The 16,954-nt window shown below is 67.7% G+C and carries 15 protein-coding genes; 7 read left to right on the top strand and 8 right to left on the bottom strand.

The annotated features are described in order from the left end of the window. Positions 1 to 51 precede the first annotated feature (51 nt). The 4 genes from KBY32_RS15515 to KBY32_RS15500 form a co-directional block, all read right to left on the bottom strand. Positions 52 to 540, bottom strand: a complete 489-nt coding sequence (locus KBY32_RS15515) for a hypothetical protein (protein ID WP_210980455.1) — start codon at positions 538 to 540, stop codon at positions 52 to 54. Between the two features lie 109 nt (positions 541 to 649). Then, positions 650 to 1,927, bottom strand: coding sequence for an MFS transporter (locus tag KBY32_RS15510; protein ID WP_210980454.1), 1,278 nt, complete (start codon positions 1,925 to 1,927; stop codon positions 650 to 652). A gap of 121 nt (positions 1,928 to 2,048) precedes the next feature. Next, complete coding sequence (locus KBY32_RS15505; protein ID WP_055621042.1) at positions 2,049 to 3,131, bottom strand: inositol-3-phosphate synthase; 1,083 nt, start codon at positions 3,129 to 3,131, stop codon at positions 2,049 to 2,051. Between the two features lie 43 nt (positions 3,132 to 3,174). Beyond that, complete coding sequence (locus KBY32_RS15500; RefSeq protein ID WP_055621041.1) at positions 3,175 to 3,858, bottom strand: PadR family transcriptional regulator; 684 nt, start codon at positions 3,856 to 3,858, stop codon at positions 3,175 to 3,177. A 351-nt stretch (positions 3,859 to 4,209) separates the two neighbouring features. Between KBY32_RS15500 and KBY32_RS15495 the strand changes: the two genes are divergently transcribed. Further along, positions 4,210 to 6,822 (top strand): transglycosylase domain-containing protein, encoded by a 2,613-nt coding sequence (locus tag KBY32_RS15495; RefSeq protein WP_210980453.1) that lies wholly within the window; start codon positions 4,210 to 4,212, stop codon positions 6,820 to 6,822. 267 nt (positions 6,823 to 7,089) lie between these two features. After that, a complete protein-coding gene (locus KBY32_RS15490; RefSeq protein ID WP_210980452.1) occupies positions 7,090 to 8,592 on the top strand; it encodes a glycosyltransferase family 87 protein in 1,503 nt (500 codons plus the stop codon). An 81-nt stretch (positions 8,593 to 8,673) separates the two neighbouring features. On the opposite strand, the gene KBY32_RS15485 is transcribed toward KBY32_RS15490, so the two are convergent. From KBY32_RS15485 to KBY32_RS15475, 3 genes are all read right to left on the bottom strand, one after another. Next, complete coding sequence (locus tag KBY32_RS15485; RefSeq protein ID WP_055621038.1) at positions 8,674 to 9,705, bottom strand: alanine racemase; 1,032 nt, start codon at positions 9,703 to 9,705, stop codon at positions 8,674 to 8,676. 98 nt (positions 9,706 to 9,803) lie between these two features. Then, positions 9,804 to 10,922 carry a peptidoglycan bridge formation glycyltransferase FemX gene (femX, locus tag KBY32_RS15480; protein WP_055621037.1) on the bottom strand — a complete coding sequence of 373 codons (1,119 nt, stop codon included), beginning with the start codon at positions 10,920 to 10,922 and terminating at the stop codon, positions 9,804 to 9,806. A gap of 220 nt (positions 10,923 to 11,142) precedes the next feature. Then, on the bottom strand, positions 11,143 to 11,451 hold the full coding sequence (locus KBY32_RS15475) for a hypothetical protein (protein ID WP_055621036.1): 309 nt from the start codon (positions 11,449 to 11,451) through the stop codon (positions 11,143 to 11,145). A 260-nt stretch (positions 11,452 to 11,711) separates the two neighbouring features. Here KBY32_RS15475 and rpsF point away from each other — a divergent pair, with 260 nt between their 5' ends. The 4 genes from rpsF to rplI all read left to right on the top strand — a co-directional run bounded on the left by rpsF (position 11,712) and on the right by rplI (position 13,424). Next, positions 11,712 to 12,002: a 30S ribosomal protein S6 gene (rpsF, locus tag KBY32_RS15470; protein ID WP_005482942.1), complete on the top strand. Its 291-nt coding sequence runs from the start codon at positions 11,712 to 11,714 to the stop codon at positions 12,000 to 12,002. Positions 12,003 to 12,070: 68 nt separating this feature from the next. Continuing rightward, positions 12,071 to 12,664 (top strand): single-stranded DNA-binding protein, encoded by a 594-nt coding sequence (locus tag KBY32_RS15465; RefSeq protein WP_210980451.1) that lies wholly within the window; start codon positions 12,071 to 12,073, stop codon positions 12,662 to 12,664. Positions 12,665 to 12,722: 58 nt separating this feature from the next. After that, positions 12,723 to 12,959 carry a 30S ribosomal protein S18 gene (rpsR, locus tag KBY32_RS15460; protein WP_003949403.1) on the top strand — a complete coding sequence of 79 codons (237 nt, stop codon included), beginning with the start codon at positions 12,723 to 12,725 and terminating at the stop codon, positions 12,957 to 12,959. Between the two features lie 18 nt (positions 12,960 to 12,977). After that, on the top strand, positions 12,978 to 13,424 hold the full coding sequence (gene rplI, locus KBY32_RS15455) for a 50S ribosomal protein L9 (RefSeq protein WP_055621034.1): 447 nt from the start codon (positions 12,978 to 12,980) through the stop codon (positions 13,422 to 13,424). 138 nt (positions 13,425 to 13,562) lie between these two features. Here the strand turns inward: rplI and KBY32_RS15450 are convergent, their stop codons facing one another. Beyond that, positions 13,563 to 14,900, bottom strand: coding sequence for an MATE family efflux transporter (locus tag KBY32_RS15450; protein ID WP_210980450.1), 1,338 nt, complete (start codon positions 14,898 to 14,900; stop codon positions 13,563 to 13,565). 458 nt (positions 14,901 to 15,358) lie between these two features. Between KBY32_RS15450 and dnaB the strand changes: the two genes are divergently transcribed. Continuing rightward, positions 15,359 to 16,837 (top strand): replicative DNA helicase, encoded by a 1,479-nt coding sequence (gene dnaB / locus KBY32_RS15445; protein ID WP_055621032.1) that lies wholly within the window; start codon positions 15,359 to 15,361, stop codon positions 16,835 to 16,837. Positions 16,838 to 16,954 lie beyond the last annotated feature (117 nt).

Genomic DNA, 16,954 nt, shown 5'->3' with positions numbered 1-16,954 from the left:
GAGGGGCGATGTTTCACGTGAAACATCGCCCCTCAGTGCGTGAAGCTCAGATCAGACGTCCGACAGGCACAGCAGGAAGTTGTCGCCGTCACCGGTCTGCGCGTAGAAGCTCGTCGCACCGTTGACCTTGCGGCACGCCGTCTCGGCAGTGAACGAGGTGTAGGTGCCGTCGATCTTCTTCAGTACCTTGGCCTCGGCGTCCGAGGAGGTGCAGTCGACGACCTCCATCTCGTCGCTCGACGAGGAGGCGGACTTCAGGCAGTCGCCCACCTCAGCCTTGTCCGCGTCGTCCATGCTCGTTATGACACCGACGACGATCGCCACGACGACGCCCACGCCCACGAGGACGTTCTTGATCGTCTTGAAGCTGACCTTGCGACGGGGCTGCTCCGGCGGGATGGGAGCGTAAGGGGCGCCGCCCTGCGGGGGAACGCCCGGAGCGCCCGGCTGCTGAGGGTACGGAGCCTGGCCCTGCGGAGCCTGGGCGTACGGGTTCTGGCCCTGGGCGAATGGATTGCCCTGAGACGGCGGAGTCGACACTTGGGGGTCCCCCTAGAACATGGGTGCTGATCGCGAGCTATGCGCGATGTAAGACGCACGTAAGCTACCGGCCCCCACTGACAATTCCCCACCCGGGAGTGGCTCTGTGTCATTGCCGTGACACTGAGCGCCTCTCAAAGTGGGCCATAGCGACAGCAACCGCCGAGTAGACGACGGCGACCGTGACAATGAGCGGAGCCGAGCGGCCGTCCGGGGGCAGGATCAGGGCTGCCACGGCCGCGGCGCCGACGAACGCGACGTTGAACAGGACGTCGTAGACGGAGAAGGTCCGGCCGCGGAAGCCGTCGTCGACCGAGGACTGCACCACGGTGTCCGTCGCGATCTTCGCGCCCTGCGTCGTCACGCCCAGGACGAAGGCCGCGACCAGCATGGGGACGGTGGCGAAGGGCAGCCCGAGGGCGGGTACCAGGACGCCGGCGACGCCCGCGCAGACGGCGATCCAGCGCCCCGGGCCGAGTCGTCCCGCGGCAGCGGGTGTCACCACGGCCGCCGTGAAGAAACCGGCGCCGGAGAGACCCAACGCCACGCCCAGCAGGGCGAGTCCGTCCTCCGTGTCCGAGGTGAAGGCGTACCGGCACAGCATCAGCAGGGTGACCAGCAGGGCGCCGTAGCAGAAGCGCATCAGGGTCATCGCCAGCAGCGCGCACGCGGCCTCCCGGCGCGGCGGGGCGGAGAGATGGCGTACGGCGGCCGCCAGATCGCGCGCGGTGCCGGAGAGCGCCGAGGAGAGACGCGGGCGTACCAACTCGGGATCGGGCCCGAGCAGTTGCGGTGCCATCCGCAGGGCCATCAGCCCCGCGCACAGATACAGGGCCGCCCCGAAGAGGACCACGGCGGCGTCCGAGTCCCACACCGCCAGCCGGACCACGAAGGCCAGACCGGCACCGGCGGTCGCGGCGAGCGTCCCGGCGGTCGGCGACAGGGAGTTGGCGACCACCAGCCGCTCGCCGTCGACGACCCGGGGCAGCGCGGCGGACAGCCCGGACAGGACGAAGCGGTTGACCGCGGTCACGCACAGGGCGGAGACGTAGAACAGCCAGTCGGGCACGTCGGCGACGATGAGCACGGCCGTGACCGACGCCAGCAGGGTGCGCAGCAGGCTGCCGTACAGAAGGACCTGGCGGCGGCGCCAACGGTCCAGCAGGGCACCGGAGAAGGGGCCCACGAGGGAGTACGGCAGGAGCAGGACCGCCATCGCGGCGGCGATCGCGCCGGCGGAGCTCTGCTTCTCCGGTGAGAAGACGACGTATGTGGCGAGAGCGGTCTGGTAGACGCCGTCGGCACCCTGCGAGAACAGGCGTACGGCGAGCAGGCGCCGGAAGTCCCGGAAGCGCCAGAGGACCCGCAGGTCACGTACGACGGACATGGGGCACAGCCTCACATACGGCGAGGGCCCCCGGGACGACCCAGGGACCCTCATCAGCTCTGGCAGGAGCGTTCCGGTGCGGCACCGCGCGCTCGGGGCGCGGTGCCGCCGTCGGGCGTGCTTAGCGCTCGACCTCGCCCTTGATGAACTTCTCGACGTTCTCCCGGGCCTGGTCGTCGAAGTACTGGACCGGCGGGGACTTCATGAAGTAGCTCGACGCGGAGAGGATCGGGCCGCCGATACCGCGGTCCTTGGCGATCTTCGCGGCGCGCAGGGCGTCGATGATGACACCGGCGGAGTTCGGGGAGTCCCAGACCTCGAGCTTGTACTCCAGGTTCAGCGGAACGTCACCGAAGGCACGGCCCTCGAGGCGGACGTAGGCCCACTTGCGGTCGTCGAGCCAGGCCACGTAGTCGGACGGGCCGATGTGGACGTTCTTCTCGCCGAGCTCGCGGTCGGGGATCTGCGAGGTGACGGCCTGGGTCTTCGAGATCTTCTTCGACTCGAGGCGGTCGCGCTCGAGCATGTTCTTGAAGTCCATGTTGCCGCCGACGTTCAGCTGCATCGTGCGGTCCAGGACGACACCGCGGTCCTCGAACAGCTTCGCCATGACGCGGTGCGTGATGGTGGCGCCGACCTGGGACTTGATGTCGTCGCCGACGATCGGGACGCCCGCCTCGGTGAACTTGTCCGCCCACTCCTTGGTGCCGGCGATGAAGACCGGGAGGGCGTTGACGAAGGCGACCTTGGCGTCGATGGCGCACTGGGCGTAGAACTTCGCCGCGTCCTCGGAGCCCACGGGCAGGTAGCAGACCAGAACGTCGACCTGCTTGTCCTTGAGGACCTGGACGACGTCGACCGGGGCCTCGGCGGACTCCTCGATCGTCTCGCGGTAGTACTTGCCGAGGCCGTCGAGGGTGTGGCCGCGCTGGACGGTCACGCCGGTGCGCGGCACGTCGCAGATCTTGATGGTGTTGTTCTCGCTGGCGCCGATGGCGTCCGCGAGGTCGAGGCCGACCTTCTTCGCGTCGACGTCGAACGCGGCGACGAACTCGACGTCGCGGACGTGGTAGTCGCCGAACTGCACGTGCATCAGGCCGGGGACCTTGGACGCCGGGTCGGCGTCCTTGTAGTACTCGACTCCCTGAACCAGCGACGCGGCGCAGTTGCCCACGCCGACGACGGCTACGCGAACCGAACCCATTCCGGTTGCTCCCTGTGTGTACGAGTGAGGTCCTGAGTGGATCTCACGTGGCGGTGTCGTCGGGCGTATCCGGTCGGGAGGTGTCTCCCGGCCGGGGCAGGCCGCCCGGCGTTCCATGTGTGGTGTCCGGCGAGTCGGGCTCCCCGGAGGCGGAACCCTTCAGGTCCCGCCCGGCCCGCTCGCTCTCGATGAGCTCGTTCAGCCAGCGCACTTCGCGCTCCACGGACTCCATCCCGTGGCGCTGGAGCTCAAGCGTGTAGTCGTCGAGGCGCTCCCGGGTGCGGGCCAAGGAGGCGCGCATCTTCTCCAGGCGCTCCTCCAGCCGGCTCCGGCGGCCCTCGAGTACGCGCATGCGTACGTCCTGCGGGGTGCGTCCGAAGAAGGCGAATCGGGCAGCGAAATGCTCGTCCTCGTACGCGTCGGGACCGGTCTGCGAGAGCAGCTCCTCGAAGTGCTCCTTACCTTCCGCCGTCAACCGGTAGACGATTTTGGCCCGGCGCCCCGTGAGTGGTGCGGCGAGGGCGTCCTCGGTGGTGCTCCCCGGCTCCTCGATCAACCAGCCGTTGGCGACCAGCGTCTTGAGGCAGGGGTAGAGGGTGCCGTAGCTGAAGGCGCGGAACACTCCCAGTGACGTATTGAGTCGTTTGCGCAGCTCGTAGCCGTGCATGGGGGACTCGCGGAGCAGTCCGAGGACGGCGAACTCGAGGATCCCGGAACGCCGACTCATCCCTCGCCTCCTCGCCTTATCTCTCGCTGATGTATCGACTCGATACATCAGCACGATAGAACGGCCTTCCGGAAGCGACAAGTGGAGAAATGGTGAACGGGATCACATCGTCGAATCGTGTCGAGCGACTTGCCTGATTTGGGGTGAAGTTCGGGGTCGCGAGCACTTTGACGGTGCGTAGTCTGTGCGCCATGCACAGCACCGGGAACCAAGTGACGCCAGAGGACGTCGTCGTCCTTGGTGCAGTACGGATGAATGCGAAACCGCTCACATCCGTATGTCGGGGGGACCGGAAAACAGCCGCCGTTGCCAGGCGCGCAGGGGTGCGCCTGCCCGAGGAGTAGTCGTTCGATGAGCGAGCACCGTCGCAAACCGCCGCAGCCGCAGGGAGGCGGACGTGCCGCGGCCCGACGCGGCCAGTCCGGCTCGTCCACCGGCCGCCGTGCGGCACCGCGAGGCGCCACCGGATCTCCTTCCGACCCGTACGGGTCGGGTGCCACCGGATCAGGAGGCGAGGACCGTCTGTACGGCGGCCGCGCCGAGGCGCGACGCGCGGCCCAGAGAAGCAGTGGAAGCCGCCGCAGGGCGGCGGAACCGGCAAGGGGGGGCCGTCGCGCGGCCCCGGGCAGGGGACGTTCGGCACCACCCGCGGAGAAGCGGTTCATCGACTATCCGCGCGCCGGCAAGTACGGCGCGGCGCGATGGATGCCGTCCTGGAGGCTCGTGACGGGCCTCTTCCTCACCTTCATGGGAGGTCTGGTCGCGGCCGCGGGCATCGGATACGCCATGGTCGGCATCCCGAAGGCCCAGGACACGGCCCTCGCCCAGAACAACGTCTTCTACTGGTCCAACGGCAAGCAGATGGCCGCGACCGGTGGCCAGACGAACCGTCAGCTGGTGAGCGACGCGGAGATCCCGAGGGAGATCAAGGACGCGGTGGTCTCCGCCGAGAACGCGACCTTCTACGAGGACAAGGGCATCGACCCGGCGGGTATCGGCCGCGCGCTCTTCAACATGGCCAAGGGTGGCGAGACGCAGGGTGGTTCGACGATCACCCAGCAGTACGTGAAGAACACGTACCTGAGCCAGGAGCAGACGCTCTCCCGGAAGTTCAAAGAGCTGTTCATCTCCATCAAGGTCAACCAGAAGATGTCGAAGGACGAGATCCTCGCTGGTTACCTCAACACCGCCTACTACGGCCGCAACGCCTACGGCATCCAAGCCGCCGCTCAGGCGTACTTCGGCGTGGACGCCAAGAAGCTCAAGCCGTCGCAGAGCATCTTTCTGGCCTCGGTCCTCAAGGGCCCGAACTTCTACAACCCCGACGGCGGTGTGGGCGCCAACGCCACGGCGAAGGCGAACACCAAGCGGGTCAAGGAACGCTGGTCGTGGATCCAGGGCCGCATGGTCGAGGTGGGGCGCATGACGCAGGCCGACCAGGCCAAGGTCGGCGCCTTCCCCAAGCTGAAGAAGCAGAGCTCCAACCTGTCCGGTCAGACGGGTTACCTCATCGACCTCGCCAAGGAGTACGTGGCGAAGAAGGCGGGCCTGTCCCCGGAGGACCTGGAGAAGGGCGGCTATCGGATCTACACGACCTTCGACAAGGACAAGGTCAACGAGCTGGCGGCCGCCGTCGACAAGACGGAGAAGAGCTTCCTCGACCCGAAGAAGCGGGAGAAGGACAAGTACGTCCAGTTCGGTGGCGCGTCTGTCGACCCCAAGACCGGAGCGATCGTCGCGATCTACGGTGGCGCGGGTTACAACAAGGGGCACTACTCCAACAACGCCAACACCCTGGGTGTACCGGTCGGATCGACGTGGAAGCCCATCGTGCTGGCGGCCGCGATGAAGTACGGGACGTACGAGACCGACGGCGAACCCTTGTCGCCGATGGCCCGGTACAACGGCAACGACCTCCTCGTCATCAAGGACAGGAACGGCGACCCGATCCCGGACGGCGACAAGCCGTTCCGTCAGAAGAACGAGGGCACCAAGGCTTGGGGCATGGTCACACTCCGCAAGGCCATGGAGCAGTCGATCAACAGCCCGTTCGCCCAGCTGGGCATCGACGTGGGTCTCGCCAACACTCAGGAACTCGCCCAGGACATGGGCATCCCGGCCAGCTCCTTCGACCAGGCCAACATCAAGAACGTGTCGTTCTCGCTCGGCACCTCGACCCCGAGCGCGATCCGCATGGCGGACGCGTACGGAAGCTTCGCCAACGACGGCATCCACTACGAGCCCTACTCCGTCACCAAGGTGATCAAGGACGGTGAGCCCCTCAAGGGCTTCGAGACGCCGGAGAAGGAAACCGCGATGGACGAGAACGTCGCGAACAACGTGACGGACGTCCTCGAGAACGTGGTCAAGAACGGCACCGGCAAGAAGGTCGCCGACATCGGGTTCCCCGTGGCCGGCAAGACCGGTACGACCGACGAGAACAAGTCGGCGTGGTTCGTCGGCTACACCCGCGAGCTGTCGACGGCCGTGACGCTGTTCCGGACGGATCCCGACAAGGGCAAGCTGCTCTCCATGAACGGCACCGGTGGCGTCTCCTCGATCCACGGTGGTGACATCCCGGCGGAGGTCTGGAAGGACTACATGTCCGAGGCCATGAAGAGCTACGGCACGCCGGAGCCGTTCCCGGATGCCGAGCCCATCGGTGAGATCGTCAACGACACTCCCTCGCCGACGGCGACGCCCACGCCCACCGAGACGGTCGAGGAGACTCCGTCCGAGACGCCGACCCCGTCCGACACACCCTCGCTGACCCCGACTCCGACGAGCACCTGCCGCCCGTTCGACTTCCGCTGTGAGGACGACAGTGGCGGTCAGAACGGAGGCTCCGACGGGGGCGTGACGTCGTCACCGACGGCCACCGAGACGGAGACGGACGACAGCGGCGGAGGCAATAACGGCGGCAACAACGGCGCCGGAGGCATCTTCGGCCGGCCGGAAGGCTGACCGAAGGGCTCAACCGCGACGAGAAGGCCGGTGGCCGGCATCCGAGGGATCGGATGCCGGCCACCGGCTTTTGGCGCTCTCACGGCCATGCAGGGGCTCTAGGAGCGGTGCCTGTGTCGATGGCGGTCCCTGTGTCGGGACGCCGGAGCCCAGCACACTGCGACGGATCCCTGTTTCACGTGAAACGTCGGTTTCACGTGAAACAGTCAGCGGTCGCGCCCCGGCTTCCCGAGCCTGTTCTTCGGCACGTGCGGCAGGATGTGCCCCATGTCCAGTGCAGAGACGACGCCCATGAGCGCGCATGAGCCGGATCAGGTGCGGCCGACCAGGGAGGACGAGGTCGCCGCGCGTGGCAGTGAACTGATCGGTGGCCCGATCGGCCGGCGCGCCCTGCTCGGGACGTCCTGGTGGACGCCGGTACGGATCATCGCGCTGGTGGCCATCGGCATGTTCGCGCTCGGCCTGGTCCAGAAGGCGCCCTGCTACAACGGCGCCTGGTTCTTCGGGGCCAGCTCCCAGTACACGCACGCCTGCTACTCGGACATCCCGCACCTGTACCAGGGGCGGGGCTTCGCCGACGGGCTGGTGCCGTACTTCGACAAGCTGCCCGGCGACATGCAGTACCTGGAGTACCCGGTCCTGACCGGCGTCTTCATGGAGGTCGCGTCCTGGCTCACCTCGGGCAGCGGCAGCATCCAGGACCAGGAGCAGTGGTACTGGATGGTCAACGCCGGGATGCTGATGGTGTGCGCCGCGGTCATCGCCGTGTGCGTGACCCGCACCCACCGGCGGCGGCCCTGGGACGCGCTGCTCGTCGCCCTGGCGCCCGCCTTCGCGTTGACGGCGACCATCAACTGGGATCTGCTGGCCGTGGCCCTGACGGCGGCGGCGATGCTGATGTGGTCGCGTGGCCGCCCACTCGCCTTCGGGATCCTGCTGGGCCTGGCCACCGCCGCCAAGCTGTATCCCGTCTTCCTGCTCGGTGCCCTCTTCGTGCTGTGCTGGCGCGCGGCCAAGTGGCGCGACTTCGGGCGGGCCTTGGGCGGTACCGCGCTCGCCTGGCTGGTCGTCAATCTCCCGGTCATGCTGCTGGCCTGGGACGGGTGGTCGCAGTTCTACCGGTTCAGCCAGGAGAGGGGCGTCGACTTCGGCTCCTTCTGGCTGATCCTCGTCCAGAACTCCATGGACCCGCTGAGCACCGAGACCGTCAACACCCTCGCCACGCTGCTGATGCTGCTGTGCTGTGCCGGGGTCGCGGCGCTCGCGCTCACCGCGCCGCGCCGGCCGCGCTTCGCCCAGCTGGCCTTCCTGATCGTCGCGGCGTTCATCCTCACCAACAAGGTCTACTCGCCGCAGTACGTCCTGTGGCTGGTGCCGCTGGCCGCGCTGGCCCGGCCCAGGTGGCGGGACATCCTCATCTGGCAGGCCTGCGAGGTGGCGTACTTCCTCGGTATCTGGATGTACCTCGCGTACACGACCAGCGGGGACGCCCACAAGGGTCTGCCGCCCGACGGCTACCACTGGGCCATCGGCCTGCACCTGCTCGGCACCCTGTACCTGGTCGCCGTCGTCGTGCGGGACATCCTCATGCCCGAGCGCGACCCGGTGCGCAGGGGCGGCGAGGACGATCCGTCGGGCGGTGTCCTCGACCGGGCGGAGGACGTGCACGTGTTCGGAGCGGCGGCCCATCCGCCACGCCATGCCGCCCATGACGAGGAGGGCCCGCAGGTGGCCTGGGGCGACCGGAAGGCCGTCGACGGTTCGCTCTGAGCGAACACGGGGCGGGCGTACTACGCGGAAGGCCGTACACGGAGGTCCGTGTACGGCCTTTCGTCGCTCGAGGGTCTCGACTCAGCGGTCGACGATGCGGTCGAACTGCGTGGTGGTGTGCCGCAGATGGGCGACCAGCTCGTCACCGACCTTCGGCTCGGGCGCGTCCGACGGTACGAAGAGGATCGAGACCTGCATGTGCGGGGGCTCCGCGAACCAGCGCTGCTTGCCGCCCCACACGAAGGGCGAGAGGTTCCGGTTCACCGTGGCGAGGCCGGCGCGGGCGACGCCCTTGGCGCGTGGCATGACGCCGTGCAGCGCCTTCGGGGCCTCCAGGCCCACCCCGTGCGACGTACCGCCCGCCACGACCACCAGGAAGCCGTCGGAGGCCGTCTTCTGCTGGCGGTAGCCGAACCGGTCGCCCTTGGAGACGCGTGTGACGTCCAGGACGGCGCCGCGGTACTCGGTGGCGTCGTGGTCCCCCAGCCACAGTCGGGTGCCGATCCGGGCGCGGAAGCGCGTCTGCGGGAACTGCTGCTGCAGACGGGCCAGTTCCTCGGCCTTGAGGTGGCTGACGAACATCGTGTGCAGCGGCAACCGGGCCGCCCGCAGCCGGTCCATCCAGCCGATGACCTCCTCGACGGCGTCCGAGCCGTCCGTGCGGTCGAGCGGCAGGTGGATGGCGAAGCCCTCCAGCCGGACGTTCTCTATGGCGGCGTGCAGCTGGGACAGCTCGTGCTCGCTCACTCCGTGCCGCTTCATCGAGGACATCACCTCGATGACGACGCGGGCGCCCACGAGGCCGTACACGCCGTCCACCGACGACACCGAGCGGATGACGCGGTCCGGCAGCGGCACCGGCTCCTCACCGCGGCGGTACGGCGTCAGTACCAGCAGGTCCCCGCCGAACCAGTCCTTGATGCGCGCGGCCTCGTACGTCGTGCCGACCGCGAGGATGTCGGAGCCCAGCCGGGTGGCCTCCTCCGCCAGCCGCTCGTGCCCGAACCCGTAGCCGTTGCCCTTGCAGACGGGCACGAGGCCCGGGAACTGCTCCTGCACGTGCTTGTGGTGCGCCCGCCAGCGCGCGGTGTCGACGTAGAGCGTGAGCGCCATGGCCGGACCTGGAACCTTTCTCGTGGCTGCGGTGTATCAGAGGTATGGAAGCTATCGACGGTGCGGGTACTGACGGTATCGAAGCAGTGACCGCGAGGTCAGCGACGCGACATGTAGATGTCGAGCGCCTTGTGCAGCAGCTTGTTCAGCGGGAAGTCCCACTCGCCGAGGTACTCGGCGGCCTGACCGCCGGTGCCGACCTTGAACTGGATCAGACCGAAGAGGTGGTCGGTCTCGTCCAGCGAGTCGGAGATGCCGCGCAGGTCGTAGACGGTGGCGCCGAGCGCGTAGGCGTCGCGCAGCATCCGCCACTGCATCGCGTTCGAGGGCCGGACCTCACGGCCGATGTTGTCGGAGGCGCCGTAGGAGTACCAGACGTGGCCGCCGACGATGAGCATCGTCGCCGCGGACAGGTTCACGCCGTTGTGGCGTGCGAAGTACAGCCGCATGCGGTTGGGGTCCTCGGTGTTGAGGGCCGTCCACATGCGCTGGAAGTACGACAGCGGGCGCGGCCGGAAGTGGTCGCGCACGGCCGTGATCTCGTACAGCCGCTGCCACTCCTCCAGGTCCTGGTAGCCGCCCTGGACGACCTCGACGCCGGCCTTCTCGGCCTTCTTGATGTTGCGGCGCCACAGCTGGTTGAAGTTCTTGTGGACCTCTTCGAGCGAGCGGTTGGCCAGCGGCACCTGGAAGACATAGCGCGGCTGGACGTCGCCGAAGCCGGCCCCGCCGTCCTCGCCCTGCTGCCAGCCCATACGGCGCAGCTTGTCGGCGACCTCGAAGGCGCGCGGCTCGATGAAGTCGGCCTCGATGTCCCGCAGGCGCTTCACGTCCGGGTTCTGGATGCCCTGCTTGATGGAGTTCGCGTCCCAGCGCCGGATGATCACCGGCGGGCCCATCTTCACGGAGAAGGCGCCCTGCTGCTTCAGGTGCGCCAGCATCGGCTCCAGCCACTCGGTCAGGTTCGGCGAGAACCAGTTGATGACCGGGCCCTCGGGCAGATAGGCGAGGTAGCGCTTGATCTTGGGGAGCTGGCGGTAGAGGACGAGACCCGCGCCGACCAGCTCGCCGCTGCCGTCGAACCAGCCGAGGCTCTCCGAGCGCCATTCCGCCTTGACGTCAGCCCAGGCCGGAACCTGCATGTGGCTCGCCGACGGCAGGCTCTGGATGTATGCCAGATGCTGCTCGCGACTGATCGTCCTCAGGGTCAGGCTCATTCGGGGCGCTCCTCGGGCTGGTGTGTCCCCATGGGAACAGGGGCTCCGGCTCTAGCGCCGAAGCCTACTGCGCCCGGGAAGCGCCTCGACCGGGCGTACGAAAGCTCCGCCCCGGCTCCGGGTGCCTCCGGGGCGTCCGTTGGGTGTTCTATGCGGTGTTGTGGCGATGTCCGGTGGCCGGCCTCCCGGCCACCGGTTCGAGGAGGGCGTCCCAGGTGCGTCAGACGCCGCCGAAGAGCCCGCCGTGTGCCATGCCGAGGAAGAAGCCGACTCCCGAGGCGCCGAGGCCCACGATCAGGCCGAAGCGTTCACGGGTCGTCTCCGAGATCCACTGGCCGTAGGCACCGGTGGCGATGCCGATCAGTCCGGTCCAGGAGCTGAGCAGGTGCAGGTTGTGGAACTGGGCCGTGACGAAGGACGTGATACCGAGCACCAGGGTCACCACGAGCAGGGTGTCCTGGAGGGGATGAGCCTTCCCGTCCGTGGCGAGAAGGCCTCCGGCGGTGTTGGGTCGCAATGCCTGTGCCATAGGGCACCTCCTGCGAAAAGCGGCGCATCGTAGCGCCATACACACCCGATGTGTACAGATTGTGGGCGACGGCGGCCGGATTTCAACCGGAAGCCGGTGTGCAGGTAGTGTGTACCGTCTGCACCGGTGTCTGCCCGGCCTCGGGAGAACCGCAAGGTCACCCCCGATTGTCAGTGGCGGCCGATACCGTTGCGTACGCATCACAACCCTCCTGCCACGGAACGACCGTGGCCGCTGAGTCCAAAGGAGGTGGGTTCCACATGCGTCACTACGAGGTGATGGTCATCCTCGACCCCGATCTGGAGGAGCGCGCTGTCGCCCCCCTGATCGAGAACTTCCTCTCCGTCGTCCGTGAGGGCAACGGCAAGGTCGAGAAGGTCGACACCTGGGGCCGTCGTCGTCTCTCGTACGAGATCAAGAAGAAGCCCGAGGGCATCTACTCGGTCATCGACCTGCAGGCCGAGCCTGCGGTCGTCAAGGAGCTCGACCGCCAGATGAACCTGAACGAGTCGGTCCTCCGGACCAAGGTCCTCCGCCCCGAGACCCACTGAGCTCCGCTCAGCTGATTTCGGGATTCGAGTAGCAAGCAGCCAGAGCAAACCCGCCGAGAGGTTCCCCCATGGCAGGCGAGACCGTCATCACGGTGGTCGGCAATCTTGTCGACGACCCCGAGCTGCGCTTCACCCCGTCCGGTGCGGCGGTCGCGAAGTTCCGTGTCGCGTCCACCCCCCGCACCTTCGACCGTCAGACCAATGAGTGGAAGGACGGCGAGAGCCTGTTCCTGACCTGCTCGGTCTGGCGTCAGGCGGCGGAGAACGTCGCCGAGTCGCTCCAGCGAGGCATGCGCGTCATCGTGCAGGGCCGGCTGAAGCAGCGGTCCTATGAGGACCGTGAGGGTGTCAAGCGCACGGTCTACGAACTGGACGTCGAGGAAGTCGGCGCCAGCCTGCGTAACGCCACGGCCAAGGTCACCAAGACCTCCGGTGGTGGCGCCCGCGGTGGCCAGGGCGGTTACGGCGGCGGCGGTGGCGGCGGCCAGGCCGGCGGCTGGGGCGGTGGCCCCGGCGGCGGCCAGCAGGGTGGCGGCGCTCCTGCCGACGACCCGTGGGCGACCGGTGCTCCCGCCGGTGGCAACCAGGGCGGTGGCGGCTGGGGTGGAAACTCCGGCGGCGCCGGCGGTGGCGGCGGCTACTCGGACGAGCCCCCCTTCTAGACCTTCGGGTCAGGGGTGGGTCGTACCCCACACTTCTTGATCACACAGGAGATACACCATGGCGAAGCCGCCTGTGCGCAAGCCGAAGAAGAAGGTCTGCGCTTTCTGCAAGGACAAGGTCACGTACGTGGACTACAAGGACACGAACATGCTGCGGAAGTTCATTTCCGACCGCGGCAAGATCCGTGCCCGCCGCGTGACCGGCAACTGCACGCAGCACCAGCGTGACGTCGCCACGGCCGTGAAGAACAGCCGTGAGATGGCGCTGCTGCCCTACACGTCCACCGCGCGATAAGGGAAGGGTGACCGACACATGAAGATCATCCTCACCCACGAGGTCTCCGGCCTCGGTGCCGCGGGCGACGTCGTCGACGTCAAGGACGGTTACGCTCGCAACTACCTGATCCCGCGGAAGTTCGCTATCCGCTGGACCAAGGGTGGCGAGAAGGACGTCGAGCAGATCCGTCGTGCTCGCAAGATCCACGAGATCCAGACCATCGAGCAGGCCAACGCTGTGAAGGCCCAGCTCGAGGGCGTCAAGGTCCGTCTGGCCGTCCGCTCCGGCGACGCCGGTCGACTCTTCGGCTCCGTCACCCCGGCTGACGTCGCTTCGGCGATCAAGGCCGCCGGTGGCCCCGAGGTCGACAAGCGCCGCATCGAGCTCGGCACGCCGATCAAGACGCTGGGCGCCCACGAGACGTCCGTGCGTCTGCACCCCGAGGTTGCCGCCAAGGTCAACATCGAGGTCGTCGCGGCCTGATTGCCGCACTCGGCTTGATCAGCTGAGAGAAGGGGCCGTACCCGCCCGGGTACGGCCCCTTCTCCGTGAGCTGGGCTGGGTTCGCTTTGAGTTCGGCCGGTTCGTTTCACGTGAAACACGCCGTTTCACGTGAAACCGTCAGCGCGTCGCGCCCGTGACGACCCAGCGACCTGAGCGGGCCCGTAGCCAGAGCGTCAGCATGCGAACCGTCATCATCAGCGTCATGGCCGCCCAGACGCCGGTCAGGCCGCCTCCAAGGACGGGGACGAGCAGGGCGACGGGTGTGAAGACGGCCAGCGTGGCCACCATCGCCCAGGCGAGATAGGGGCCGTCACCGGCTCCCATCAGAACACCGTCGAGGACGAAGACCACACCGCAGATCGGCTGGGACAACGCCACCACGAGCAGTGCAGGCAGCGCGGTGTCCTGGACCGCGCTGTCGCTGGTGAACAGGGGCAGGAACAGTGGCCGTGCGACCACCACGAGCACCCCGAGGCCGATACCGGAGGCGATGCCCCACTCGACCATGCGGCGGCAGACGGCTCGGGCGCCGGCGGCGTCATTGGCCCCCAGATACCGGCCGATGATCGCCTGACCGGCGATGGCGATGGCATCGAGCGCGAAGGCGAGCAGGCTCCACAACGACAGGATGATCTGGTGAGCGGCGACATCGGCGTCTCCCAGCCGGGCCGCGACGGCCGTCGCGATCATCAGAATGGTCCGCAGCGACAGCGTGCGGACCAGCAGTGGTACTCCCGCCTGTGCTGAAGCCCGTATGCCGGCCGCGTCCGGGCGCAGGGAGGCTCCGTGTGCACGGGCTCCACGGATCACGACCAGGAGGTAGACAGCGGCCATCGCGCACTGCGCCAGGACGGTTCCCCAGGCGGAGCCGGCGATGCCGAGGTCGGCGCCGTAGACCAGGCCGACGTTGAGCACGGCGTTGGCGATGAAGCCGCCGACGGCGACATAGAGAGGGGTCCGGGTGTCCTGGAGCCCGCGCAGCACTCCGGTCGCGGCGAGGACGACCAGCATCGCGGGGATGCCGAGCGCCGAGATCCGCAGATAGGTGATCGCGTAGGGGGCGGCGGTGTCGGAGGCGCCGAAGAGTTCGACGAGGAACGGTGCTGCGGGCAGGACGACGGCGATGACGGCGGCGCCTAGGAGGAGGGCCAGCCAGATGCCGTCCATGCCCTGGCGGATGGCGGACGGCAGATCACCGGCGCCGACGCGGCGGGCGACGGCCGCCGTGGTGGCGTAGGCGAGGAAGACGAACACGCTGACGGCGGTCATGAGGAGGGCCGAGGCGACGCCGAGACCGGCGAGCTGCGCGGTGCCGAGATGGCCGATGATCGCACTGTCGGCCATGACGAAGAGAGGCTCGGCGACCAGGGCGCCGAAGGCTGGAACGGCCAGGGCGACGATCTCTCGGTCGTGCTGTCGTCGGGCAGCCTTGGGGGTCGCGGAGGCCTGTGTCATGGGCATCAATGTAATCGTCCACAGGTAAGTGATGCAATCTCTAAGTGACCCTTACGAAGCGTCTGGTCGTGTGTGGCGTCGCGCACCGTTCGAAGGGAACTTGGTCCGACCGGGAAACTTTTTCTTCTGCACAGCCGGTGGACGGTAAACACGCAGGTCAGGCGTGTGGTGTGGGGAAGGTTGCAGTCTTGTTCACAGGGCTGTCCACCGTGTCGTGCACAGGTTTCGCGGGGTTCTCCACAGCATCTGGCCCGTCGTCCACATGGCCTGTGGATAACCAGATTGGCTGACGCCCTCCGCACCTCTACCGTGGTCCGGCGCCCACTCCGTCCGACGGCTGGAAAACCGTCGCAGAAACCGACGTGACAGAACCGGAGGTGGGCCTCTCGATTGTCAGTGGCGTGCCGTAGAACTAGGGGCATGCGAGGTCCGCTCGGCGGACGGGAGGAGGTGGCTCGGTGAGTATTTCCGAGCCCTTGGACGACCCGTGGGCCGACAGCGGTCCTGGGGATCGTCTCCCCGCCTCCCGCCGGCGCAGCGACGGCATCCGTGGCCGTGACGAGCAGCATGACCGGGGCAGAGACACCGGGGAGTGGGACGGCGGAGGCACGCCCTTCGAACGGGTCCCGCCCCAGGATCTCGACGCCGAGCAGTCCGTCCTCGGCGGCATGCTGCTCTCGAAGGACGCCATCGCCGATGTCGTCGAGGTCATCAAGGGTCACGACTTCTACAAGCCCGCGCACGAGACGATCTTCCAGGCGATCCTCGACGTCTACGCCAAGGGTGAGCCGGCCGACCCGATCACCATCGCCGCCGAGCTGACCAAGCGCGGTGAGATCAACAAGGTCGGCGGTGCCGCCTATCTGCACACCCTCGTCCAGACGGTGCCGACGGCGGCGAACGCCGAGTACTACGCGGAGATCGTCCACGAGCGGGCCGTCCTGCGCCGCCTGGTCGAGGCCGGTACGCGCATCACGCAGATGGGATACGCGGCCGACGACGACGTCGACGAGATCGTCAACCGTGCCCAGGCGGAGATCTACGCGGTCACCGAGCAGCGCACCAGCGAGGATTACCTGCCGCTCGGCGACATCATGGAGGGCGCCCTCGACGAGATCGAGGCGATCGGCTCCCGAACTGGAGAGATGACGGGTGTCCCCACCGGGTTCACCGACCTCGACTCGCTCACCAACGGGCTCCACCCGGGCCAGATGGTCGTCATCGCGGCCCGTCCCGCCATGGGTAAGTCCACGCTCGCACTCGACTTCGCGCGCGCGGCGTCCATCAAGCACAATCTGGCGAGCGTCATCTTCTCCCTGGAGATGGGGCGCAACGAGATCGCGATGCGTCTGCTCTCGGCCGAGGCGCGGGTGGCCCTGCACCACATGCGTTCCGGCACGATGACGGACGAGGACTGGACGCGGCTGGCCCGGCGGATGCCCGAGGTCTCGGCGGCGCCGCTCTACATCGACGACTCCCCGAACCTGTCGATGATGGAGATCCGCGCGAAGTGCCGGCGCCTGAAGCAGCGCAATGACATCAAGCTTGTGATCATCGACTACCTCCAGCTGATGCAGTCCGGCGGTTCCAAGCGCTCCGAGAGCCGTCAGCAGGAGGTCTCGGACATGTCCCGTAACCTCAAGCTCCTCGCCAAGGAGCTCGAGGTCCCGGTCATCGCGCTCTCGCAGCTCAACCGTGGTCCCGAGCAGCGCACCGACAAGAAGCCGATGGTGTCCGACCTGCGTGAGTCCGGCTCCATCGAGCAGGACGCCGACATGGTCATCCTGCTGCACCGGGAGGACGCCTACGAGAAGGAGTCACCGCGCGCGGGCGAGGCGGACATCATCGTGGGCAAGCACCGTAACGGCCCGACGGCGACGATCACCGTGGCCTTCCAGGGCCACTACTCCCGCTTCGTGGACATGGCACAGACCTGACGGGAAACCGGGCATCGGCCCCGGCGCCGGCAGAATTACGAGGGGCGATGTGTCGTCGCGCTTCATTCCGACGGTTCCGTGTCCGTGGGGGACGACGGGCGGGGGACCGACACCCCG

The organism is Streptomyces sp. RK62 (assembly GCF_018070255.1).
GTDB lineage: Bacteria > Actinomycetota > Actinomycetes > Streptomycetales > Streptomycetaceae > Streptomyces > Streptomyces nigra.
Note: the sequence above shows the minus strand (reverse complement) of the source record. Positions and strands in the feature narration are given on the sequence as shown.

Bases quoted from the DNA above. Each gene is read 5' to 3' on its own strand.
- KBY32_RS15510 (WP_210980454.1), bottom strand. From the start codon at position 1,927: ATGTCCGTCGTACGTGACCTGCGGGTCCTCTGGCGCTTCCGGGACTTC.
- KBY32_RS15505 (WP_055621042.1), bottom strand. From the start codon at position 3,131: ATGGGTTCGGTTCGCGTAGCCGTCGTCGGCGTGGGCAACTGCGCCGCG.
- KBY32_RS15500 (WP_055621041.1), bottom strand. From the start codon at position 3,858: ATGAGTCGGCGTTCCGGGATCCTCGAGTTCGCCGTCCTCGGACTGCTC.
- KBY32_RS15495 (WP_210980453.1), top strand. From the start codon at position 4,210: ATGAGCGAGCACCGTCGCAAACCGCCGCAGCCGCAGGGAGGCGGACGT.
- KBY32_RS15490 (WP_210980452.1), top strand. From the start codon at position 7,090: ATGTCCAGTGCAGAGACGACGCCCATGAGCGCGCATGAGCCGGATCAG.
- KBY32_RS15485 (WP_055621038.1), bottom strand. From the start codon at position 9,705: ATGGCGCTCACGCTCTACGTCGACACCGCGCGCTGGCGGGCGCACCAC.
- femX (WP_055621037.1), bottom strand. From the start codon at position 10,922: ATGAGCCTGACCCTGAGGACGATCAGTCGCGAGCAGCATCTGGCATAC.
- KBY32_RS15475 (WP_055621036.1), bottom strand. From the start codon at position 11,451: ATGGCACAGGCATTGCGACCCAACACCGCCGGAGGCCTTCTCGCCACG.
- rpsF (WP_005482942.1), top strand. From the start codon at position 11,712: ATGCGTCACTACGAGGTGATGGTCATCCTCGACCCCGATCTGGAGGAG.
- KBY32_RS15465 (WP_210980451.1), top strand. From the start codon at position 12,071: ATGGCAGGCGAGACCGTCATCACGGTGGTCGGCAATCTTGTCGACGAC.
- rpsR (WP_003949403.1), top strand. From the start codon at position 12,723: ATGGCGAAGCCGCCTGTGCGCAAGCCGAAGAAGAAGGTCTGCGCTTTC.
- rplI (WP_055621034.1), top strand. From the start codon at position 12,978: ATGAAGATCATCCTCACCCACGAGGTCTCCGGCCTCGGTGCCGCGGGC.
- KBY32_RS15450 (WP_210980450.1), bottom strand. From the start codon at position 14,900: ATGACACAGGCCTCCGCGACCCCCAAGGCTGCCCGACGACAGCACGAC.